The sequence below is a fragment of the Streptomyces sp. NPDC023723 genome, assembly GCF_040639815.1.
Taxonomy (GTDB): Bacteria; Actinomycetota; Actinomycetes; order Streptomycetales; family Streptomycetaceae; genus Streptomyces.
On sequence record NZ_JBFAAP010000072.1, the window covers coordinates 11,620 to 33,533 of the forward strand.

General features: G+C 73.2%; 21 protein-coding genes. 9 read left to right on the forward strand and 12 right to left on the reverse strand.

Annotated elements, in window-relative coordinates; all coding sequences use genetic code 11:
* Positions 1–2: 2 nt before the first annotated feature.
* The 5 genes from AB0G32_RS36835 to AB0G32_RS36855 all read right to left on the reverse strand — a co-directional run bounded on the left by AB0G32_RS36835 (position 3) and on the right by AB0G32_RS36855 (position 5,923).
* Entirely contained in the window at positions 3–1,283 is a 1,281-nt protein-coding gene (locus AB0G32_RS36835; RefSeq protein ID WP_361174029.1) for an MFS transporter, read from the reverse strand.
* Positions 1,284–1,424: 141 nt separating this feature from the next.
* Positions 1,425–1,928 carry a carboxymuconolactone decarboxylase family protein gene (locus AB0G32_RS36840; protein ID WP_361174032.1) on the reverse strand — a complete coding sequence of 168 codons (504 nt, stop codon included), beginning with the start codon at positions 1,926–1,928 and terminating at the stop codon, positions 1,425–1,427.
* Between the two features lie 285 nt (positions 1,929–2,213).
* A complete protein-coding gene (locus AB0G32_RS36845) occupies positions 2,214–3,077 on the reverse strand; it encodes a DUF6879 family protein (protein WP_361174035.1) in 864 nt (287 codons plus the stop codon).
* Positions 3,078–3,298: 221 nt separating this feature from the next.
* Positions 3,299–4,318, reverse strand: a complete 1,020-nt coding sequence (locus AB0G32_RS36850) for a YncE family protein (RefSeq protein ID WP_361174038.1) — start codon at positions 4,316–4,318, stop codon at positions 3,299–3,301.
* 210 nt (positions 4,319–4,528) lie between these two features.
* A complete protein-coding gene (locus AB0G32_RS36855) occupies positions 4,529–5,923 on the reverse strand; it encodes a hypothetical protein (protein WP_361174041.1) in 1,395 nt (464 codons plus the stop codon).
* Positions 5,924–6,314: 391 nt separating this feature from the next.
* Here AB0G32_RS36855 and AB0G32_RS36860 point away from each other — a divergent pair, with 391 nt between their 5' ends.
* From AB0G32_RS36860 to AB0G32_RS36880, 5 genes are all read left to right on the forward strand, one after another.
* Entirely contained in the window at positions 6,315–7,703 is a 1,389-nt protein-coding gene (locus AB0G32_RS36860; RefSeq protein ID WP_361174044.1) for a hypothetical protein, read from the forward strand.
* Between the two features lie 241 nt (positions 7,704–7,944).
* Positions 7,945–8,766 (forward strand): TIM barrel protein, encoded by an 822-nt coding sequence (locus AB0G32_RS36865; protein WP_361174047.1) that lies wholly within the window; start codon positions 7,945–7,947, stop codon positions 8,764–8,766.
* A 25-nt stretch (positions 8,767–8,791) separates the two neighbouring features.
* Positions 8,792–9,685: a 2-hydroxy-3-oxopropionate reductase gene (locus tag AB0G32_RS36870; RefSeq protein WP_361174050.1), complete on the forward strand. Its 894-nt coding sequence runs from the start codon at positions 8,792–8,794 to the stop codon at positions 9,683–9,685.
* A 226-nt stretch (positions 9,686–9,911) separates the two neighbouring features.
* The gene (locus AB0G32_RS36875) at positions 9,912–11,369 is read left to right on the forward strand and encodes a catalase (RefSeq protein ID WP_361174053.1); all 1,458 of its coding nucleotides are present in this window, start codon (positions 9,912–9,914) and stop codon (positions 11,367–11,369) included.
* 244 nt (positions 11,370–11,613) lie between these two features.
* Positions 11,614–12,108, forward strand: a complete 495-nt coding sequence (locus tag AB0G32_RS36880; protein ID WP_361174055.1) for a TIGR04222 domain-containing membrane protein — start codon at positions 11,614–11,616, stop codon at positions 12,106–12,108.
* A gap of 63 nt (positions 12,109–12,171) precedes the next feature.
* Here AB0G32_RS36880 and gcl read toward each other — a convergent pair whose 3' ends face one another.
* Entirely contained in the window at positions 12,172–13,956 is a 1,785-nt protein-coding gene (gcl, locus tag AB0G32_RS36885) for a glyoxylate carboligase (protein ID WP_361174058.1), read from the reverse strand.
* A 143-nt stretch (positions 13,957–14,099) separates the two neighbouring features.
* Between gcl and AB0G32_RS36890 the strand changes: the two genes are divergently transcribed.
* Together AB0G32_RS36890 and AB0G32_RS36895 are read left to right on the forward strand one after the other, a co-directional pair.
* A complete protein-coding gene (locus tag AB0G32_RS36890) occupies positions 14,100–14,696 on the forward strand; it encodes a hypothetical protein (protein ID WP_361174061.1) in 597 nt (198 codons plus the stop codon).
* Positions 14,697–14,796: 100 nt separating this feature from the next.
* On the forward strand, positions 14,797–15,093 hold the full coding sequence (locus AB0G32_RS36895; protein WP_361174064.1) for a hypothetical protein: 297 nt from the start codon (positions 14,797–14,799) through the stop codon (positions 15,091–15,093).
* A 21-nt stretch (positions 15,094–15,114) separates the two neighbouring features.
* Here AB0G32_RS36895 and AB0G32_RS36900 read toward each other — a convergent pair whose 3' ends face one another.
* Together AB0G32_RS36900 and AB0G32_RS36905 are read right to left on the reverse strand one after the other, a co-directional pair.
* Entirely contained in the window at positions 15,115–16,785 is a 1,671-nt protein-coding gene (locus AB0G32_RS36900) for an AMP-binding protein (protein ID WP_361174067.1), read from the reverse strand.
* Positions 16,786–16,883: 98 nt separating this feature from the next.
* On the reverse strand, positions 16,884–17,378 hold the full coding sequence (locus tag AB0G32_RS36905) for a hypothetical protein (protein ID WP_361174070.1): 495 nt from the start codon (positions 17,376–17,378) through the stop codon (positions 16,884–16,886).
* Between AB0G32_RS36905 and AB0G32_RS36910 the strand changes: the two genes are divergently transcribed.
* Complete coding sequence (locus AB0G32_RS36910) at positions 17,373–18,290, forward strand: polysaccharide pyruvyl transferase family protein (protein ID WP_361174073.1); 918 nt, start codon at positions 17,373–17,375, stop codon at positions 18,288–18,290. The genes AB0G32_RS36905 and AB0G32_RS36910 overlap by 6 nt on opposite strands.
* A gap of 68 nt (positions 18,291–18,358) precedes the next feature.
* Entirely contained in the window at positions 18,359–18,667 is a 309-nt protein-coding gene (locus AB0G32_RS36915; protein WP_361174076.1) for a DUF3040 domain-containing protein, read from the forward strand.
* A 3-nt stretch (positions 18,668–18,670) separates the two neighbouring features.
* Here the strand turns inward: AB0G32_RS36915 and AB0G32_RS36920 are convergent, their stop codons facing one another.
* The 4 genes from AB0G32_RS36920 to rfaE2 all read right to left on the reverse strand — a co-directional run.
* Positions 18,671–19,567, reverse strand: a complete 897-nt coding sequence (locus AB0G32_RS36920; RefSeq protein ID WP_361174079.1) for a glycosyltransferase family 2 protein — start codon at positions 19,565–19,567, stop codon at positions 18,671–18,673.
* Positions 19,564–20,481 (reverse strand): glycosyltransferase, encoded by a 918-nt coding sequence (locus AB0G32_RS36925; protein ID WP_361174082.1) that lies wholly within the window; start codon positions 20,479–20,481, stop codon positions 19,564–19,566. Before AB0G32_RS36925 ends, AB0G32_RS36920 begins: the two co-directional genes overlap by 4 nt.
* A complete protein-coding gene (locus AB0G32_RS36930) occupies positions 20,478–21,431 on the reverse strand; it encodes a glycosyltransferase family 9 protein (RefSeq protein WP_361174085.1) in 954 nt (317 codons plus the stop codon). The genes AB0G32_RS36925 and AB0G32_RS36930 overlap by 4 nt, the downstream gene beginning before the upstream one ends.
* A partial coding sequence (gene rfaE2 / locus AB0G32_RS36935) for a D-glycero-beta-D-manno-heptose 1-phosphate adenylyltransferase (protein WP_361174088.1) occupies positions 21,428–21,914 on the reverse strand: 487 nt, incomplete at its 5' end. The genes rfaE2 and AB0G32_RS36930, both read right to left, overlap by 4 nt.

Here is a 21,914-nt window from a genome sequence, read left to right on the forward strand (position 1 = left end):
GGTCAGCCGGCGCCGGTCAGGGAGGTGTCGGCGGGAACGGCGCCGGCGCCGGGAGCGTCCCCGGGGGGCGCGTCCCGCAGGCCGTTGCGGGGCAGGCGCGGCAGCCAGAGCAGGCCGATGACCGTGGCCACCGCGCCGAGGGATATGAGGACGCCCATGAACATGGTCGGGGTCTCCTCCACCAGGGTGGGGGTGAACAGGCCGAACACCGCCATGACGTACCGGGCGGCGCCGAAGGTGAGCCCTTGCGCGGTGCTGCGGATCTCGGTCGGGAAGATCTCCTGGCTCCACACCTTGTAGAGCCCCTCCCCCGCCCAGGTGCCCGCGACGGTGTTGGCGACGAACAGCACCACCAGGGAGAGCAGCGAGAAGTCGCCGAGTACGGCCGCCAGCGGGCCGGCCACCAGGGAGACGAGACCGATCACGAGCAGCACCCGGCGCACCGGGGAGTCGGCGAGCCGCTGGAACAGCAGGGCGACCGCGAGGCCGACGACCATGGTCGCCCAGCCGATCATGCTGAAGACCTGGACCGTGGAGTGTCCGAGGTTCACCACCAGGAAGGCACCGAACTGGCCGACGGTGTTGGGCATGATGCCGCTGATGACGAAGTACAGGCCGGTGGCCACCAGTCCGAGGCCGTACGGCTTGCGGAAGACGGCCCGCAGGTCACGGCGGCGCCCGGGAGTGGTCCGGCTGCGCTGCCAGTCGGCCGACTCGGCCACCCCGCGGCGCAGCACCCAGACGGCCACCGCCACCACCAGGAGGTGGCCGAACAGGATCCGTACGCTCAGCATGCCGAGGTCGCCGGCGAAGTACCCGAGTATCTGGACGACCGCGACACCCGCCAGCCACAGGGTCTGCGCGTAGGCGACCGTGCTGCTCTGGCGTCCGGCGGCGGCCTCCTCCGCCATCAGCGCCAGCGACGTGGGCACGTCGGCGCCCATCGCGAGGCCGGTCACGATCACCCCCGCGAACAGCGTCGCCTGGTTGGGGGCGCACAGCACCGTCACCACACCGGCGGCGTAGACCACCAGGTCGACCGCGTAGACCTTGCGGCGGCCCAAGACGTCGCCGAGCCGTCCGCCGATGACCGCGCCGGTGGCGAACATGAACATCAGCACGGCGTTGAGCGCGCCGACCGACCAGGAACTCATCGAGAACTGCTGTTGCAGGATGACCGACGCCATGCCGACGGTGACGATGGTCGCGCCGTCCAGGTAGGACGCCATGCCACCGAGGGTGGCGGTGTACCAGGGACGGGTCCGGGATGCGGTGGTGGACACGGCGGTGTGCCTCTTTTCGGTTGGTTCCGGGGGTGCCGGGGCCCCGCCGGGGCATGGCGGGGCCCCGGGGCGGGGTGGGTGGGAGCAGGCCCCCTCGGAGGGGGAGCCGTCAGGACGTTCGGACCGGCGGCCGCGGGCCCGTCAGGGGCTCGGGCTGCGGCGCGCAGCCGCGCGGAAACCGCTCACGTCCGGGAAGGCCGGGCCGGCCCCGGCCGGCAGGTCGACCTGGAAGGTGTTCAGGACCAGGGCGAGGGTCGCGAAGGTGCCCAGCGCCACGACCAGGTCGACGAGCGCCCGCTCGCCGAGTTCGGCCAGCGCGGCGGCGTAGGTCTCGTCGTCGACGAAGTGCCGCGTCAGCGCCTGGTCGGCGAACCGGTAGAGCACCTCTTCGTCCCGGCGGTCGAAGCCGGGTTCCTCGCCGCGGGCCAGCCGGGCCAGCGGCTCCGCGCCCAGACCGGCCGCCCGGCCCTTGTCGACGTGGGCGAGCCACGAGTGCTGGGCGTCGAGCCGTCGGGCGGTGACGAGCAGCGCGAGTTCCCGCAGCCGGGGCGGCAGCGCCGAGTCCCGCATGCAGGACGTGCTGAGCGCCTCCAGCCGGTCGCCCAGTTCCGGGCTGTACAGCAGCACCTCGAAGGGACCGCGCACGCCACCGCGGTCTCGCACCAGTCGCTCGCGCAGACGCGTCCGCGCCGGATCCGCGCCTTCAAGCGGCGTCAGTCGCACCATGCCTCCCAAGTGATCTGCCGGGCCGGGGAAAGGGAAGTGGCCCGTGGGAAACATCGCTGAGACCGGACGGCGGTGTCTACGAGTCGGACGCAACGGACAGTGAACGCATACATCCCTTTTCCCGGAACGCGGACAGCGGCGTCCCGCGTGCCGCACACACCCGTTGCGCGAGCCGGATGCGCCGGCCGGCGCCTCTCGCACCCCTCATACCCCGAGCCGGTCCGCCATCCGTTCCTGGGACATCGCGTGGTGCCAGGCGGTCTCGCGCACCTGGACATGTCTCAGGACGTCCGCGGGTTCGGTGATCAGCTCGACCGCCCGCTTCTCGCCGTCGTCACCGATGTGCAACCGGGCCACCGTCCGCGCGTCGAGGATCCAGAAGTCGTCCCGCGGCAGCCCCAGATCGTCGGCCCGGCCCCGGGTGAGGAACCGGATGTCCTCGCCGCAGGCGGCGTTGAAGGGGGTGTTCTGCAGCAGCAGGTACAGCTGGCCCTCGGTGCACGGCTCGTCGACGACGCGGACCCGTTCGACGCGTTTGCCCAGCGCGGTGTGGCGCCGCCGGTCGCGGCACCACGCGCTGTCCAGGTCCCAGTGCACGTGCCGGCCGGTGGCGAAGGCCCGGTACTGGGACTGCCGTTCGTGCCACGCGTAGCGCCGCCGGCTCTCCAGCCGCCAGGCACTGTGCTCGAAGGCGGCGAACACCTCGGGGAACTCGGCGGGGGCGATCATCCGCGGCCCGGCCGCGGGCGGTCCGGACGGCGGGCGGCCGGCGACCGCGCGGCGGCCGTTCGCCGTCCCGCCCGGGGACGGCGGGCCCGGGGCGGTGCCGGCGGGGTGGCGCTCGGCCAGGCCGCGCAGCAGACGGGCGTACTCCTCGCGCTCCGGCTGCCGCGGCTCCGACTTGCCGGCCTCCCAGTCGCTGACCGTGGCACGCCGGACCCGCAGCACGGCGGCCACCCGGTCCTGGGTGAGCCCGTGGGCCTCGCGCAGCCGCCTGCGTTCGGCCGGCGGGGGCAGCGGGGACGACGCGGCGATCAACGCGTCGACCGTGTCGGACAGCTCGGCCATGACTCCTCCAGCGACTCGCCTCACGGGCCGGTCCGTACGGCGCCGCGTACGTACTGCGTACCTTTACCGTACGGAGCTTTGGACGGGCCATGAGCGGCTGCGGACCGGCGACCGCCGAAGCGTCCGGACGTCACGGCGCCGGCCCCGGACGGTGAGGTGTCCGGGGCCGGCGCGGTGACTGCGGCATGTCGGTGCCGCGGTGTGGGGGCGGGGCGCGGTGGTCAGCCGCGCAGCACGGAGACCGTGCCGTCCGTCCGGTTGGCGACCAGGGTGGTGCCGGCACCGGAGTCGGTGCTCACGCCCAGCGGGAAGGTGCCGACCGTGACGGTCGCGGTGACCTTGTCGCTGTGGCCGTCGATGACGGAGACGGTTCCGTCGCCGCTGTTGCCGACGTACACGCGGCCCGTCTCGGTGTTGACGTCGACGCCGAGCGGCTTGGCGCCCACGGTGACGGTCTTGGTGACCTTGGCGGCCGAGGTGTTGACGACGGCGACCGTGCCGTCGCCGTAGTTGTCGACGTACAGCTTGTGGCGCTGCGCGTCCAGCGCGAGGTTCTGCGCGTTGGTCCCGGTGGTGACGGTGTTCACCACCTCGTTGGTGCGCGTGTCGAACTCCGTCACCGTGCCGGCGGCGGTGCTGGAGACCCAGTAGCTGTGGTTCTTGGTGTCCACGGCGACCTGGACCGGGGTGGAGTCGGCGGCGACGGAGGCGGTGGCCACCTGCGCGCCGGTCTCGCCGTCCAGCACCAGTACCGCGTCGTCGGACGGCGCGACGGCGTAGACCTGGTGGGTCTCGGGGTTGACCTCGATGCCGTGGACCTTGGTGCCGTAGTCGACGGTCGTGATCACTTTGTTCGTGGCGCCGTCGAGGATCGTGACGGAGGTCGTGCCCGTCAGGTAGACGCGGTCGGTCGTGGAGTCCACGGCCACACCGAAGGCGGACGCGTCCAGCGCGACGGTCGTCTTGAGCGCACCGGTGCGGGAGTCGAGCACGGACAGGCTCTTGGCCGAGCTGTTGGCCACGTACGTGGTGTGGGTGCGGGTGTTGGTGTCCGCCTCGTAGGGGGTGCCGCCGACCGTGGTGGTGGCCGCCACCTCGGTGGCTCCGGCCTTCGGGGCGTCGGCCGCCAGGGCGGCGGGGGCGGCCGCGGCCGTGAGGGCGACGGCGGCGCAGGCCGCGGTGAGGGCGAGACGGCCGCGGACGGGCCGCCGGGTGACGGGCGCCAGGGATGCGTGGGGCATGGTGCTCCTTGCACGGAGTGCGAGTGCTTACTTAGGTGAGGCTAACCTAAGTAACTGTGAAACGATCACCGGGCTCCCACCGAGCGGACCACCGGGCCGCGCGAAACGGTCCGAGGCCGCACGCGAAACGGTTTGAGGCCGCGCGCCAAAACGCCCCGACCCCAGGCCAGAACTGCTCTGGCCTGGGGTCGGACGTCTCGGAAGCAGGTGTCACAGGGACTGGCGGAAGAGCCAGTCCCGGATGCCCGGGATGCTGTACGCGTACTGCCAGGTGCCCATGTGTTCGGACCCGGCGCCGCCGCCGGTCCCGGCCACGGTCCCCGTAAGGAAGGTGGTGTACTGCACCGGCGCCTTCTGGGCCGTGATGGCGCGAACGGCGGCGGCGTACTCGGCCTGGGTGAACTGGGCGTCCCAGCCGGTGGCGGTGGCGATCTGGGTGCCTTCCGCCTTGATGACCTGCATGATGGCGTTCTCACCGGGGAAGGCCTTGGTGTCGCCCTCGGAGACGTGCACCCACATCTTCTTGCCGGCGAGCGGAGCGGCCTGTTCGGCGGGCCACTGACCCGCCACGACGTACAGGGCGGCGAAGACGTCGGTGTACTTGATCCCGAACCCGAGCGACATCATGGCGCCCATCGACTGGCCGGTGGTGTAACGGCGCCCGGGGTCGATGCTGTACTTCTCGGTCAGGTGCTCGACCAGGTTGATGGTGGCGTCGAACAGCGTGGTGGGCTGATAGTCGTCCTCCACCACGACGTCGGCGTACTGCGGCGCCAGGACGAAGCACTCGCGCTTCGCCTGGTCCTCGGCGGACGCCCAGGTCACAGCCCCCAGACCCTGCACCAACGGCCCGCGCACCGGAGCCCCGACCACGCTCGCGTCGTGCATGAACAGCACCAGCGGATAGCTCCTGCGCGGGTTGTAGTCCTTCGGCACGAACAGGTTGTAGGGCAGGCTCTCGCCGGTCTCCGGGTCGTCGAAGGTGAACTGACGGAAGTCGTCCACCACGGGGTTGACCACCGCGTCGGTGCTCAGCGCGGCCCCGTCCGGCTCGTAACGGCCGCCGGCGGCGGTGTACACCGTCTCGCTCTGGGTGACGGTGGCGGACGGCGTGAGGATGGTCGGGCCACTCGACGCGGCGGCCGTGGCGGAGGCGGAGGCGGTGGGTGACGCGGTGGGTGACGCGGAACCGGACGGGGTGCCGGTGGGGGCGCCGCCGCCCCCGCCGCCACCGCCCGTCACCCACAGGGCCGCGCCGGTGTCGTCGGGAGACAGTTCGACGATCACGAAACGGCCGTCCCGGCCCCGGTCCGCGCGGGCCGCGGCGCGGTTCGCGTACACGCCGGTGACGGTCCGGCCGCTGACGGTGAACGCGGTGGCGGTGAGGTGCCGGTCACTGATCGCCCGGTCGTACTCCAGCGCCACCGCCACGAACTTCTGGCCGTCCCCGTAGACCTCGGTGATCGCCGTGACTCCTCGGACCCGGCCCGGACCGCGGTCGGCGGTGCCCTGCTCGGGGGCCGCGGACGCCTGGAAGGCGGCTCCGCCGGCTACCGCGAGCCCGGTTCCGATGGATCCCGTGATGAATGCACGCCTGCTGCCCAAGACCGAACTCCTTGCGGTGATGTTTTCCTGACCATGCGCACGCTTTTCGAGTCGGACGTCATACCGCGCCCTTTCCATTGGTCGCGGCCCACCGAAAGCAATGAATTGACTGTGAGAAGCCGCCGACGACTTCTCTGTGCGTTGCCTGGGTCCTGTCTGTGATGGGTCGTCCGACCCGTGCGGGCCGTCCGAGCCCAGAACATTCCGCCTGGTGGCACCGCACGTCAACATGCCGGATGTGAAATATGAGCTTGCGGCGCACGCATTGCTGCTTTGCCGTGCCCACTGTGATGCTTTGCCGCGTTACGGCGCCGCTGCCGTCATCGCGACCGTGCGTCCGGCAGCGAAAAACGAAGTGCGACCGGACTCATTTATCTTGTGGAGGATCATCATGCCCGAGCGAGTCGCGAGTGACGTCGAGGAGAACGGTGCTGCCGCGGACGTGAGCCGACGGACCTTTGTGGCGGCCGGCGCGCTGGTCGCGGCGGCGGCCACGGTGGCGGGCGGGGCGGGGGCGGCCGAGGCGGCCACGCCGTCGAAGACCGGCCTGCGGGTGGGCGCGGGCAAGGCGAAGTTCACCCCGGACGCCTCGGTCCTGCCGCTGGACAACTTCACCTCCGTCCACGACGACCTCCACGTCCGCGTCCTGCTGGTGGAGTCCGGCTCCCGGAGCTTCGCGCTGGCCGTGCTGGACCTGACCTCGATCAGCGCCGAGGCCGTCGCCCTGATGCGCACGGCCGTCACCGACGCCACCGGGATCGCGTCCGAGGACATCATGGTCACGGTGACGCACTGCTTCTCCGCCCCGCACGTCGCCGCGAGCACCGCCTCGGCCGGCGCCGCCGCCTATGTGCGGGGCATCGCCGCCGCCACCCGGACCGCGGTCGCCGCCGCGGTCGAGAACCTGCGGGACGCCCAGGTCGGTTACGGCTCCGGCTCCGCCGACGTCAACGTCAACCGCAACGTGCTGACCGCCGACGGCTACTGGCTGGGCGTCAACGAACAGGGCCAGTCGGACGACGGCGTGTACGTGGCCCGGTTCAACGACCTCGACGGCGACCCGATCGCCGTCCTCACCAACTACAACGTGCAGTCCTGCGTCATGCAGGACGCGAAGATGGCCGACGGCAACCTGCCGATCACCGCCGACCTCGCCGGCGCCGCCACCGCGCACGTCGAGGAGCAGTATCCGGGAGCGGTCGGCTTCTGGCTGGTCGGTGCCTGCGGCGACCAGTTCCCGGCCTACCGCGCGAAGCGCTACACCATCGACAAGGACAAGGGGTGGACCTACGGGGTCGACCTCCAGGACGCCGGGTTCGCCCTGCTGACCGCGCAGGGCGAGCGCCTCGGCAACGAGATCGTCCGGGTCGCCCAGGCGATCACCCGCTACGAGAGCGGCCGGAACGTGTCCGTGCGGCTGCTCACCGACTCCGTCAGCGCCACCCAGATGACCACCGACCACCCCACCGGCCCGGTCAGGAGCGCCACCTACACCCCCACCACCAGCGTCGACATCCCCCTGTGGGTCTTCCAGGTCGGCAAGGGCGTCTTCGCGGGCGTGGCACCGGAGCTGTCCACCAGTACGGCCACCGCCATCCGTACGGCGTCCCCGTTCTCCAGCACGTTCGTCATGTCGATGTTCGAGGGCGGCGCGAAGAACATGCCCGACCGCTGGAACTACGACCACTACACCTACGAGGCCCGGGACGGTTTCTACCTGAAGGGCACCGCCGAGAAGGTCGCCGCCCGCATCGAACGCCTGGTCAAGTCCCTGGGCTGAGCCGGATCACCGCCTCGGCCCGCCCTGCCGGGCCGAGGCGCACACATCCCTCCCGCCGGTCGGGTTCCCGCCGCTGACACCCTCGTCGGCCTTCCACCTCATGGCCCCGCGCCGCCGCTCACCCCCGCGGCACGCGGGGCCCGCTGCGTCCTGCGCCCCTTGACAAGCTCAGAGATCCTTCGGCACCCTTCCAGTAAGCAGAATAATGTTTCCGCAATACGGAAGGTGGCGCGGCATACCCATGGGCTTCACGGACCAGCGCTTCACCGTCAACCTGTCGATCCTCTTCACCGAACTGCCACTCCTCCAGCGCCCGGCGGCAGCCGCCGCGGCCGGCTTCGGCGCGGTCGAGCTGTGGTGGCCGTGGCCCGACGCGCCGGTGCCCGAGCGCTCGGAACTGGACGCGCTGCGGCGGGCGATCGAGGACGCCGGGGTCCGGCTCACCGGTCTGAACTTCTACGCGGGACAGCTCCCGGGCCCCGACCGCGGCGCCCTGTCGGTCCCCGGCGCGGAGTCGGAGAAGTTCCGCGCCAACATCGACGTGGCCGCCGGTTTCGCCCACTCCCTGGGCTGTACGGCGCTCAACGCGCTGTACGGCAACCGCGTCGAGGGCGTGGACCCGGCCGCGCAGGACGCGCTGGCGCTGGAGAACCTGGTCCTGGCGGCCCACGCGGCCGACCGGATCGGCGCGGTGCTGCTGATCGAGGCGCTGAACAAGGCCGAGTCGCCGCTGTGCCCGCTGGTGTCGGCGCCGGCCGCCGTCGAGGTCGCCGACCGGGTCGACGCGGCGACCGGACTGGGCAACGCCCGGTTCCTGATGGACCTGTACCACCTGTCCATGAACGGCGAGGACCTGCCGGCGGTGATCGAGCGGTACGCGGCCCGGACCGGCCACGTGCAGATCGCCGACAATCCCGGCCGCGGCGCCCCCGGCACCGGCTCGCTCCCGCTCGAAGACCTGCTCGACCAGATCGCGAAGGCGGGTTACGACGGCTGGGTCGGCCTGGAGTACAAGTCCGGCGACCGGACCGGCGCCGAGTCCTTCGGCTGGCTGCCCCGCTGACCCCCACACCCGAAAGGCACCCCTCATGAGCAACGCACTTCCCAAGGTCGCCTGGATCGGCCTGGGCATCATGGGCTCCCCGATGTCCGAGAACCTGATCAAGGCGGGCTACCAGGTCACCGGTTTCACCCTGGAGCGGGAGAAGCTGGACCGGCTGTCCGCCGCCGGCGGCACCGCGGCCGGCTCGATCGCCGAGGCGGTGCGCGACGCCGACGTGATCGTCACGATGGTGCCCGCCTCCCCGCAGGTGGAGGCCATCGCCTACGGTCCCGACGGCATCCTGGACAACGCCCGCTCCGGCGCCCTGCTGATCGACATGTCCTCGATCACCCCGGGGACCTCGGTCGCGCTGGCGAAGGCCGCGCGGGACAAGGGCGTCCGGGTGCTGGACGCGCCCGTCTCCGGCGGTGAGGCGGGGGCCGTGGAGGCCGTGCTGTCCATCATGGTCGGCGGCGAGCGGGCCGACTTCGACGCGGCCGTGCCGCTCTTCGAAGCGCTCGGCAAGACCATCGTGCTGTGCGGTCCGCACGGCTCGGGCCAGACGGTGAAGGCCGCCAACCAGCTGATCGTCGCCGTGAACATCCAGGCGTGCGCGGAGGCCGTGGTCTTCCTGGAGAAGTCCGGCGTCGACCTGAGCGCCGCGCTGGACGTCCTGAACGGCGGCCTGGCCGGCTCCACCGTGCTGACCCGCAAGAAGGACAACTTCCTGAACCGGGACTTCCAGCCGGGCTTCCGCATCGACCTGCACCACAAGGACATGGGCATCGTCACCGACGCCGCCCGCAGCGTCGGCGCGGCGCTGCCGGTCGGCGCCGTGGTGGCCCAACTGGTCGCGTCCCTGCGCGCCCAGGGCGACGGCGGCCTGGACCACTCGGCGCTGCTGCGGGCGGTGGAGCGCCTGTCCGGCGCCCAGGTCTGACGCGCCCCCTCGATCTCCGGGCGGCGTCGTGCGTCGACACCTGTCCCGTCGCGCCCAAGCGCGCGGCGCCGCCCGGAACCCACTTCAACAGACTGTTGACGTACCGAACACCACGCTTCTAGTCTCCACGAAGCGGAAACATTTTTCCGATGGCTGTTACCGATGGCTGTCCCGATGACTGTCACCGATGGCTGTTTCCGCTGATCACCCGCACGGAAGGTCCACGATGTCGCAGCGCGTGCTCACCACCGAGTCCGGTGCCCCGGTCGCCGACAACCAGAACTCCGCCTCCGCCGGCGTCGGCGGCCCGCTCCTGATCCAGGACCAGCACCTGCTGGAGAAGCTCGCGCGGTTCAACCGCGAGCGGGTCCCGGAGCGAGTGGTGCACGCCCGCGGCTCCGGCGCCTACGGCCACTTCGAGGTCACCGACGACGTCACCGGCTTCACGCACGCCGACTTCCTGGACACCGTGGGCAAGCGCACCGAGGTGTTCGTGCGCTTCTCCACCGTGGCCGACTCGCTGGGCGGCGCGGACGCGGTGCGCGACCCGCGCGGCTTCGCGGTGAAGTTCTACACCCGCGAGGGCAACTACGACCTGGTCGGCAACAACACCCCGGTCTTCTTCGTCAAGGACCCGGTGAAGTTCCCCGACTTCATCCACTCCCAGAAACGCGACCCCTTCACCGGACGCCAGGAGCCGGACAACGTCTGGGACTTCTGGGGCCACTCCCCCGAGGCCACCCACCAGGTGACCTGGCTGATGGGCGACCGGGGCATCCCGGCCTCCTACCGCCACATGGACGGCTTCGGCTCGCACACCTACCAGTGGACGAACAGCAAGGGCGAGGCGTACTACGTCAAGTACCACTTCAAGACCAACCAGGGCATCCGCTGCCTGTCCGCCGAGCAGGCGGCCGAGACCGCCGGCCAGGACCCGGCCTCGCACCAGACCGACCTGCTCCAGGCCATCGAGCGCGGCGTGCACCCGTCCTGGACCCTGCACGTGCAGCTGATGCCGGCCGCCGAGGCGGCCGGGTACCGCTTCAACCCGTTCGACCTGACCAAGGTGTGGCCGCACCAGGACTACCCGCTGCGCCGGGTGGGCCGGCTGGTCCTGGACCGCAACCCCGACGACATCTTCGCCGAGGTCGAGCAGGCCGCTTTCGCCCCGAACAACTTCGTGCCCGGCATCGGCCCCTCCCCCGACAAGATGCTCCAGGGCCGCCTGTTCGCCTACGCCGACGCGCAGCGCTACCGCCTGGGCGTCAACCACACGCACCTCGCCGTCAACGCGCCCCGCGCCGCGCGGGCCGACAACTACGGGCGGGACGGCCTGATGGCGGCGGCCGGCCGGTCCCGGTACGCCAAGAACTACGAGCCGAACTCCTACGACGGCCCCGTGGAAACCGGCCGCCCGCTGTTCGCGCCACTGCCTGTCTCCGGCCACACCGGCACCCACGAGGCGCCCGCGCACACCAAGGACGACGACTTCTTCCAGGCGGGCGAGCTGTACCGGCTGATGACCGAGGACGAGCGGAAGCGGCTGGTCGCCAACATCGCCGGCGGCCTGTCCCAGGTCAGCCGCGAGGACGTGGTCGAGCGCAACCTCGCCCACTTCCACGCCGCCGACCCCGAGTACGGCAGGCGCGTGGCCGAGGCGGTGCACGCCCTGCGCGAGGACTGACCCACCGGCTCGCGTACGGCACCGGCGGGGAGGCCGGAGCCGTACGCGCGGACCGGGACCGCGGCGCGCGCGAGCCAGTGCGGTGGTGAACGGCCCGGCGCCTCTCCTACGACCTGAGGGGAGGGGCCGCGGGCCGGTCGCGCCGCCGCGGCCCCGGCAACCTCAAATTCTCCTCCGGAACGAGCACCGGCATGCTTGGACCACCCCCGTGAGCGGGCACACCCCCGCACACGGGGGTATCGCTGTGGACACTGACATGGCGTTCGGGCTGGCGCCGTACGAGATCGCGCTGCTGGCCGGCGGGGAGCGGGCCGCGGTCACGGTGGCCGTGGTGGAACTGCACCTGCGGGGCACCGTCGAGACCGGCCCGCCGGGGACCTTGTGCACGACGGGACCGGAGCCGGACGGGCTGGCGCCGTTCGTCGGCGCCGTCCTGGACGTCCTGCGCGAGCCGCTCACCGTGCGCGAGCTGGTCCGCGACGCGGACATGCGGCTCGCGGTGGCCCTGGCCCGGCTGCCGCTCGCCGACGCCGGCCTGCTGCGCTACCCGCGCCTCGGCCCGAACCGGACCGCCCGCCGCCGGGTCGCGTTCCTGCGGGAGCGGTACCCGTTGCCGACGACACCGCACGGACTGACGGACACCGGCACCCTGCTCGCCGTCGCCCTGCACGGCGAGCAGGCGCTGCGCCTGCTGCTGCCGCGCTTCGCCGTGCGCGCCGGGCTGGTGGCCGGCGCCTGACATGCCGCGAGGGCGGCCCGTCCCGGGGGAACGGACCGCCCTCTTCACGGTACCGAGGGGGGCTCAGACCTCCAGGGGCTTGATGGCGGTCGGCGCGTGGCCGGGTTCGGTGGCCAGTTCCTCGAACTCCACCACGGCGGAGATGTCGTTCGTCCCCGACATGGAGATGTTGGTGACGCGTTCCAGGATCGCCTCCACGACGACCGGCACCCGGAACTCGGCGGCGAGCTTCTTGGCCTGCTCGAAGGCGGCGCCCAGCTCGCCCGGACCGGTCACCCGGATCGCCTTGCAGCCGAGCCCCTCGGCGACCTTGACGTGGTCGACGCCGTAGCCGCCCAGTTCGGGCGAGTTGATGTTCTCGAACTCCAGGTTGACCTGGAAGTCGATGTGGAAGGCGCGCTGCGCCTGCCGGATCAGCCCCAGGTAGGCGTTGTTGACCAGCACGTGCACATACGGGATCTTGTGCTGCGCGCCGACCGCCAGCTCCTCCAGCATGAACTGGAAGTCGTAGTCCCCGGACAGGGCGACGACCCGCGCCTCGGGGTCGGCCTTGGCGACGCCGAGCGCGGCGGGCACGGTCCAGCCCAGCGGGCCGGCCTGGCCGCAGTTGATCCAGTGCCGGGGCCGGTGGACGTGCAGCAGCTGCGCGCCGGCGATCTGCGACAGCCCGATGGTGGAGACGTACCGCGTCTCGGGCCCGAACGCCTTGTTCATCTCCTCGTACACGCGCTGCGGCTTGATGGGGATGTCGTCGAAGTGCGTTCGGCGCTGGAGGGTGGCCTTCTTCCGCTGTGCGGCGGCGGCCCAGGCGGACCGGTCGGGCAGCGCGCCGGCGCCCTTCAGCTCCTTCGCGACCTCGACGAACAGCTTCAGGGCCGCCCTGGCGTCGGAGGCGATGCCGTAGTCGGGGGCGAAGATCCTGCCGATCTGCGTCGGCTCCACGTCGACGTGCACGAAGGTCCGTCCGGCGGTGTAGACGTCGAGCTTGCCGGTGTGGCGGTTGGCCCAGCGGTTGCCGATGCCGAGGACGAAGTCGGACTCCAGGAAGGTGGCGTTGCCGTAACGGTGGGAGGTCTGGAGTCCCACCATGCCGGCGTTCAGCGGGTGGTCGTCGGGGAGGGCTCCCCAGCCCATCAGGGTCGGCACCACGGGGACGCCGGTCAGCTCGGCGAACTCGGCCAGCTCGGCGGCGGCGTCGGCGTTGATGACCCCGCCGCCGGCCACGATCAGCGGCCGCTCGGCCGCGCCCAGCATGCCGAGCGCCTTCTCGATCTGGGCGCGGGTGGCGGCCGGCTTGTAGACGGGCAGCGGCTCGTAGGTGTCGGGGTCGAACTCGATCTCGGTGAGCTGCACGTCGATCGGCAGGTCGATGAGGACGGGTCCGGGCCGCCCGGAGCGCATGAGGTGGAACGCCTGCTGGAAGACGCCGGGCACCTGCGCGGCCTCCAGCACGGTGACGGCCATCTTGGTGACCGGCGCGGCGATGGCGGCGATGTCGACGGCCTGGAAGTCCTCCTTGTGGATCACGGCGGTCGGGGCCTGGCCGGTGACGCAGAGGATGGGGATCGAGTCGCCGCTGGCCGAGTACAGCCCGGTGATCATGTCGGTGCCGGCGGGGCCGGACGTCCCGACGCACAGCCCGATGTTGCCGGGCCGGGTCCTGGTGTACCCCTCCGCCATGTGCGAGGCGCCCTCGACGTGCCGGGCCAGGGTGTGGGTGAGGCCGCCGGACGCCTTGAGCGCGGCGTAGAAGGGGTTGATCGCCGCGCCGGGCACCCCGAACGCGTCGGTGACGCCCTCGCGCTTGAGGATCTCAACTGCCGCGCGGGCAGCGGTCATACGAGCCATCGCGTACTCCTGCCGGTCGGAACCACGCCCGTCGCGCCCACGGTGAGCGTTGCCCAGTTTTCCGTATAACGGAATAACACTTTTACATTCTGGAAGTAAGGTAGGTGGGTGGCCGGGGGACGTCAAGGGAGGACGATGAGGGGATGACCGAGAGCCTCACGGTGCGCTGCCCGGTCTGCCGGCGCGCGCACCGCTACACGGCACCGGCGTACCCGTGCGCCTGCGGCACGCCCGTCGCTCCTGCGCTCGACCCCGACGGCACGGTGACGGAGGTCCGCCGTCGCGTCTGGGAGGAGGAGTGGATCGGGGTGCGCTGCGGGGCCTGCGGCGGGCGGGGGCAGCGGCCCCGGCCGGAGTTGGGCTGCCCGTGCGGGACGGTACTGAGCCTGCCGGTGCGCGACCCCTTCGACCTGGTCGCGGTGGTGGCCCGGCACTTGCACGGGCTGGGCCACCGGGACCTGCACCATGCCCGGCGCGGCCTGACCGGAGGCGTGGGGCTGGCCGGGCGCGGGCTGCTCGCGCAGGTCGACCCGTCGGGATCGCCCGCGACCGTACGGGACGTGGAGTGCCTGTGGCTGACGGCGACGGTCCGCTCCGCGCGCGGCGTGCACTTCTCGCGCACCGGGTACGCCGCCGAGGTGCGCGCCCGCGCCGACCAGCTGGGGGTACCGCTGTTCGTCCTCGGCCCGGGGGCAGTTCCCCGCCCGGCGAACGGCGCGGCGGCGGCGCTGGGCGCGTGACGAGGTGAGTGCGCGCGCGGACCGGACCGAGTACGCCTACTCAGGCGGGGCCGGTCCCCGGCGGCGAGAGTGGGGGCACACCGAGCGACTGGAGACCACGATGAACCCGCCCCGCAGCACCGCCCTCGTCAGCGCCCTCGCGAGCGGGGCCGCGCTCCTGGCCCTCACCGGGTGTGCGGGCTTCGAGTACCGGGAGGCGGTCTGCGGCGGCGGCGAGTACCCGGTTCTCTCGGTGGGCGGCACCGGTTCCGCCTGCGTGCCGGACTCTGCGGAGCCGCCCTCGGGGTACGCGCGCTACCCGGCGGGCAAGGTGCCGCAGCAGGTCGACGACAAGTGGGACGTGTACTGGGACACCCACACGCTGGACGAGAACGGCAAGGTCGTCGACGTCGGCTGACCGGCCGGCCGGCTGGAGGGGTCAGCGGAAGTCCTCCTCCCGGTACTCCGCGTCGGAGCCGGCGGCGGTCGCCTCGCGCAGTTCGATGCGGCGGATCTTGCCGGACACCGTTTTCGGCAGGTCGCCGAACTCCAGGCGGCGCAGGCGTTTGTAGGGGGCCAGGGTGTGGCGGGAGTGGTCGAAGAGGACCTTCGCGGTGTCCGGGCCGGGTTCCCAGCCGGCGGCGAGCACGATGTACGCCTTCGGTACGGCCAGGCGGAGGTCGTCGGGAGCGGGGACGACCGCGGCCTCCGCGACCGCCTCGTGTTCGAGCAGCGCGCTCTCCAGCTCGAACGGGCTGATCTTGTAGTCGGATGCCTTGAAGACGTCGTCGGACCTGCCGATGTAGGTCAGGTAGCCGTCGGCGTCGCGGGAGCCGATGTCGCCGGTGCGGTAGTAGCCGTCCGCCATCGCCTCCGCCGTGCGGTCCGGGTCGCCGTGGTAGCCGGTCATCAGGCCGACCGGGCGGGCGGCGAGGTCGAGCGCGATCTCGCCCTCGGTGGCGCCGGGGGCGCCGGTGACCGGGTCGAGGAGTTCGACGCGGTAGCCGGGGCTGGGGCGACCCATCGAACCCGATTTCAGGATCTGACCGGGGCTGTTGGAGACCTGGACGGCCGTCTCGGTCTGGCCGAAGCCGTCGCGGACGGTAACTCCCCAGGCCCGGCGGACCTGTTCGATCACCTCCGGGTTGAGCGGCTCGCCCGCCGCGACGATCTCCCGGGGCGGGGTGGGGAGCTGGGTCAGGTCGGCCTGGATGAGCATGCGCCAGACGGTCGGCGGGGCGCAGAACGTGGTGACGCCGGCCTGGGTCATCTCGCGCAGCAGCCGCTCCGCGTCGAAGCGGGTGTAGTTGTGGATGAAGACCGTCGCCTCCGCGTTCCAGGGCGCGAAGAGGTTGGACCAGGCGTGCTTGGCCCAGCCCGGCGAGGAGATGTTCAGGTGCACGTCGCCGGGTTTCAGACCGATCCAGTACATGGTCGCCAGGTGCCCGACGGGGTAGGAGGTGTGGGTGTGCTCGACCAGCTTGGGGCGGGCGGTCGTGCCCGAGGTGAAGTACAGCATCAGGGAGGCGTCGGCGGGGGTCGGGCCGTCCGGGGCGAACACCTCCGACGCGGCCTCCGTCTCCTCGTACGGCTGCCAGCCGTCCGCCGCGCCGCCGACCGCGATACGGGTGTAGGGGCCGGGGACGTCCGCGAACTTGCCGGTGTCCTCGGCGCGGACGATCACGTGCGCCACCCGGCCGCGCCGCACCCGGTCGCGCAGGTCGGCGGGGCCGAGCAGCGGGGTGGCCGGGATGACGACCGCCCGCAGCTTCATCGCGGCCAGGGCCGTCTCCCACAGTTCCACCTGGTTGCCCAGCATCACCAGGACGCGGTCGCCCGCTCCGACGCCCCGCTCCCGCAGCCAGTTCGCGGCCCTGTTCGAACTGGCCGACATCGCGGCGAAGGAGCGGCGGCACTCCGTCCCGTCCTCCTCGACGATGTGCAGCGCCGTGCGGTCGTTGCCGTCGGCGATGACGTCGAACCAGTCCAGCGCCCAGTTGAAGTGCTCGGGGCGGGGCCACTCGAAGCCCGCGCAGGCGGCCGTGTAGTCCTCGCGGTGCGCGAGCAGGAAGTCGCGGGCCGTGCGGAAGCTCTGCGTCGCCGTCGTCATCGTGTCGTCCTCCTAGGTGCCGGACCATGGCCGGGCGGCTCGCAGCCATCTTCCGGTCATCGCCCCTGGTGGCACCAGCCCCAAAGGAGGGACGCCGGTTACTGGTCCTGCGCCGGGCGGGCGGGTTCTCGCCCCGCCGGCCCCGACTGCCGCGGTCTCCTGATGCGCGGCGCGGCCTTGTCGGCCAGGAACTTCCGCACGTACGGGGCCGCCGTGCGGATGCCGTAGGCGGAGGCCGCGACGAGCACGGCGCCCACCGCCAGGACGAGGGCACCGTTCCCGCCGCGTTCCGCGTCGTCGTCGGGTTCGGCGACCGGCTCGTCGGCGGGCCCGGCCGCCCGCTGCTTCGCCGCCGCGAGAGCCAGCCGGATCTCCCGCTTGCGGTCCTCGGTGATGTCCAGCTCGTCGGTGATGCCGTCGTCCCAGGTCCTGGTGGACCAGGCCCGGTTGTACTGGGCGTAGCCGCCGGTGCCACGGCTGTGGTGCTGCTCGTCCGCGTACCGCCGCCCCCGGGCCGCGCACGGCGCTCGTGTACCGCACCACCCTACGGCGCATGGGCCGGGGCCGGACGGGAACCCGTCGGCACCGTGCACGAGCGACGGAAGATCCTGGTGACGGGCTGGTTCAGCTTCCTGCACGGGGAGGCGACCGCCGGGGACGTGCTGGCGCTGCGCCGGGTGGCGGCGGTGCTGCGGGCGGCGGGGCTCGGGTACGACGTGGTGTGGAGCCCGGGGTTCCGGGCGGACGGCACGCACTTCGAGGACGTCGATCCGGCCGCGTACACGCACGTCGTCTTCGTGTGCGGGCCCGCGCACGGGCCGGGGATCGAGGAACTGCACCGGCGGTTCGCGCACTGTGTGCGGATCGCTGTCGGGGTCTCGGTGGTCGACCCCCGCTCCCCCGCCGTCACCGGATTCCACCGGGTGCTCGTACGGGACGCGCCCGGCGCCGAGCCGACCCTGGACCTCGCGGCCCGCGCCCCCGCCCCCGCCTCGGCCGGGCCGCCGGTCGTGGGAGTGGTGCTGACCCACGGGCAGCGCGAGTACGCGGACCGGCGGCGGCACACCGAGGTCGCCGAGACGCTGACGGACTGGCTGGGCGGCAGGGACTGCGCCCGCCTGGAGCTGGAGACCCGGCTCGACGCCCACGACTGGCGGCTGTGCGGTACGGCCGGCCAGTTGGAGGCCGTGCTGTCCCGGCTGGACCTGGTGGTCACCGACCGGCTGCACGGGCTGGTGCTGGCCCTGCGGGCCGGGGTTCCGGCGCTGGCGGTGGACCCGGTCGCGGGCGGCGCGAAGGTGACCGCGCAGGCCCGGGCCTGCGGCTGGCCCGCGCTGGTGGACGCCGACGAGGTGGGGACCGCCGTACTGGAGCGGTGGTGGCGGTGGTGTCTCGCGGACGGGCGCGGCGCGGCCCGGCGGGTCGCCGCCGCCTTCCGGGCGGACACCGCCGCGGACACGGCGGACGGACTCGTCGCGGCGCTCGGGGCGCGGCCCGCCGGTTAGCCCCCGGGCGGCGCGGGCACTCGGGGGTGCGTCGGTCCGCCCCGTGAGGAGACACCGCAGGAGGCCCCATGAGCGTCAGCCGACTCCCCGAACACGAGCAGCGCATCCTCGACGACATGGAACGCGCCCTGCGCCGCGACCGCCGGCTCGACCGGCGGCTGCGCACCTTCCGGCCGGACCGGCGCCCCGATCCGGCGCGGCTGCTGACGTACCGCCCGCGCGCCCTGACCGTCCTGCTGCTGCTCGCCGGCTCCGTCACCCTGATGGTGACCGGCATCGTCACCTCCGAGCCCGGCGTGATCTGGGCGTTCGCCGCCGTCTGGCCGGTGACACTGTTCGCGGTGTTCCGGCTGATGTGCCGCTGGGCGGACGGCTGAGGGTCAGCCGGTGTAGCTGCGGGCCGTCGAGGCGCGCTGCGCGGGTTCCAGGGTGCGCAGCCGGGCCTCCACGTCCGGCGGCAGCACCCGGCGTTCGCGCAGCACCCACGGCAGCGCGGCGGCCGCCTCGGCGAAGGCGCGCAGCGAGGCGGTGTCGCGCGGGACCGTGCGGGCCAGGTGCAGGGTGCGGCGCAGGGCGTAGCCGGCGGGGCGGCGCAGCCAGGTGAACCACAGGGTGTTGCGGATGCCGTGGGCGCGGCGGAGCGTCGCGTCCCGTACCGCCGAGGGGTGGTGGTGGATCGCCAGGTGGTCGGCGTACGTCAGCCACCAGCCGGCCGCGGCGAGGTCGGCGGCGAGCAGTTCCTCCTCGCCGCCCAGCCACAGCCGGGGGTGGAAGCCGCCCGCGGCGCGGAACGCGTCGGTGCGCAGCACGGTCGCGGCGGCCAGGAAGGAGCCGAGCGCCGGGCCGGGCAGCCAGTGGGGGCCGGGGACCGGTGAGTCGCGCAGTTCCTTGACGATGGGGTCCTCGGTGCCGTCCGGTTCGACGACGATGCGGGCGGTGACGGTGCCCAGGGCGGGGTGCGCGTCGAGCAGGTCGGCGGCCCCGGACAGCGAGCCGGGCGCCCACCAGGAGTCGTCGTCGCAGAAGGCGACGTAGGGCGTGCGGACCTGGCGGACGGCGAGGTTGCGGCCGACGGCGCCCAGGTTGCGGCCCGGGCGCAGCAGCCGTACCTCCGGGTGGTGGCGGGCGACGGCTGACGCGGTGCCGTCGGTGGAGGCGTTGTCGGTGACGACGACCGGGGGCCGCTCGGGCAGGGCGGCCAGATGGGCCAGGGTGCGCAGGAGTTCGGGGCGGCGGTTGTGGGTGATGACGACGACGGTGGTGCGGGGGTCAGTCATGAGCCGGCTTCCGTTCCGTCCAGGCGGCGGGCGGCCCGTTCCACGTGCGGGGGCAGCGCCCGGCGGTCGCGCAGCGCGGCGGGCAGCCGGGTGAGGACCTCGCGCAGCGCCCGCCGGGCGTGCGGGTCGCGGCGGGCGTCGGCGGCCAGCGCGCGGGTGCGGGCCAGGGCGTGCGGGAGCGGGCGGCGCAGCCAGGCGGTGAGGAGTTCGTTGCGGCGCACCACAGCGGGGCGGTCGGCGCGCGGGCCGGGGTCGGGGTGGTGGTGGGCGGTGACCTCGGGGCAGTGGGTGACGCCCCAGCCGCGGGCGGCCAGGTCGTAGGCGAGGAGGGTCTCCTCGGCGCCGAAGAAGAGCAGCGGATGGTAGCCGCCGGCGTCCAGGTACGCGTCGCGGCGGACCACGGAGGCGCAGGCGAGGAAGCCGAGCACCTGGGTGCCGGGCAGGTCGGCGGCACCGCCGAGGGGGGAGTCGGCGAGGACGCCGTTGAGCGGGTCGGCGAACTCGGCGGGACCGACGAGGGTGCGGGCGGCGAGCAGGCCGAGCCGGGGGTGTGCGTCGAAGAGCCGGGCGGCGGTGGCCAGCGCGCCGGGGGCCCACCAGGAGTCGTCGTCGCTGAAGGCCACGTACGGGGTGTCCAGGGCGCGGACGCCGTGGGTGCGGGCCAGGGCGCCGCGGTTGAAGGGCAGGGACAGCACCCGTATCCGGGGGAAGTCGCGGGCCAGCATGGCGCGGGTGTCGTCGGTGGAGGCGTTGTCGGCGACCAGGATTTCGGGCCGTTCGGGCAGGTCGAGGAGGTGGCGCAGGGTGGTGGCCAGGCGCGCCGAGCGGTTGCGGGTGGCGATGACGATGCCGACCGGGGCGTGCGGGGCGCGGTCGGTGCGGGTGGGTCCGGTGGTGGTGAGGGCGTGGTTCATGGGGCCTCGCTCAGGGCGTCGACGGCGTGCAGTACTTCGCCGGCGGTGATGCGCAGCAGCGCGGGGTCGGGGGTGTCGCCGTGCGGGTCGCCGGCGCCGTCCGGACCGGGGTGCCACAGGACCCGGTGGCGGGGGTGCGGGGGCGGGCCCCAGCGGCTGGGCGGGACCGGGCCGAAGAGGGTGACGGAGGGGGCGGCGTGGGCGACGGCGAGGTGTGCGACGCCGGTGTCGCCGCTGATCACGGCGTGCGCGCCGGCGACGAGGGCGGCCAGCCGGTGGTACGGCAGGCCGCCGCCGAAGACATCGGTGTCGGGCAGCCGGGCGTCCTTGGCCAGCCGGGCCACCAGGTCGTTCTCGTCCGGCCCGCCGGTAACCACGACCCGGTGGCCGCGGGCCCGCAGCGCCGCGGCGACGGCCGCGTACCGGTCCACGGGCCAGCACCGGGAGGGGGCGCCGGCGCCGGGGTGCAGGACCACCGCGCCGGGCGCCGGGGACGGCCCCGGCGGGCGGGGCAGCAGCAGGTCGGTGGGGTCGGCGTCGATGCCGTACGCCGTCAGCAGGCGGCACCAGCGGTCGCGTTCGTGTTCCTCGGCGTACCAGGGCGGACCGTCGGCCGCCGCGAAGCCGAGGAGCACCCGGGGGTGCAGGGCGGCCAACGGGCGGAGGCTGGCCGGGCCGTTGCCGTGCAGGTCGACGGCGAGGCCGGGGGGCGGGCCGGTCCAGTCGAGGACGGCGGGCACCGCCCGGCCGGGTGCGGCGGCGGGCAGCAGCCGGTCGACGGCGCCGGTGGCGGCGGCGACCGGCGCGAGCTCGGCGGGGGCCGCCAGTATCAGTTCACGGTCCGGGTGCGCCCGCCGCAGCGCCCGCAGCGCGGGCACCCCGGCGAGCAGATCACCGAGGCCGAGGGCGCGCAGGACCAGGAGGCGGGGCGGCCGGGCGGCGACCGTCATCGAACGCCCTCCGCCGCCCGCGCCATCAGGGCCGTCGACGAACGGCCGTCGAGGTAGGGCAGCAGGACGGCCTGGCCGCCCCACTCCTCGAGCAGCGCGGCCTCGGGGAGGTCGGCGCCGGCGTAGTCGCCGCCCTTGACCCAGACGTCCGGGCGCAGGTCGGCCAGCAGCCGCTCGGGGGTGTCCTCGTCGAAGACGGCGACCGCGTCCACGCAGGCCAGGGCGCGCAGTACGCGGATGCGGTCGGCGACCGGGTTGACCGGCCGGCCCTCGCCCTTGCGGCGGCGTACCGAGGCGTCGGAGTTGACGCACACCACCAGGCAGTCGCCGAGCCGGCGGGCGGCCTGGAGCAGGCCGACGTGGCCGGCGTGCAGCAGGTCGAAGCAGCCGCCCGCCGCGACGACCGTGCCGTGCTGGGCACGGATCCGGGCGGCCAGGGCGTGCGGGTCGTCGGCGTCGGACCGGGGCGCCGGCCGGGGCCGG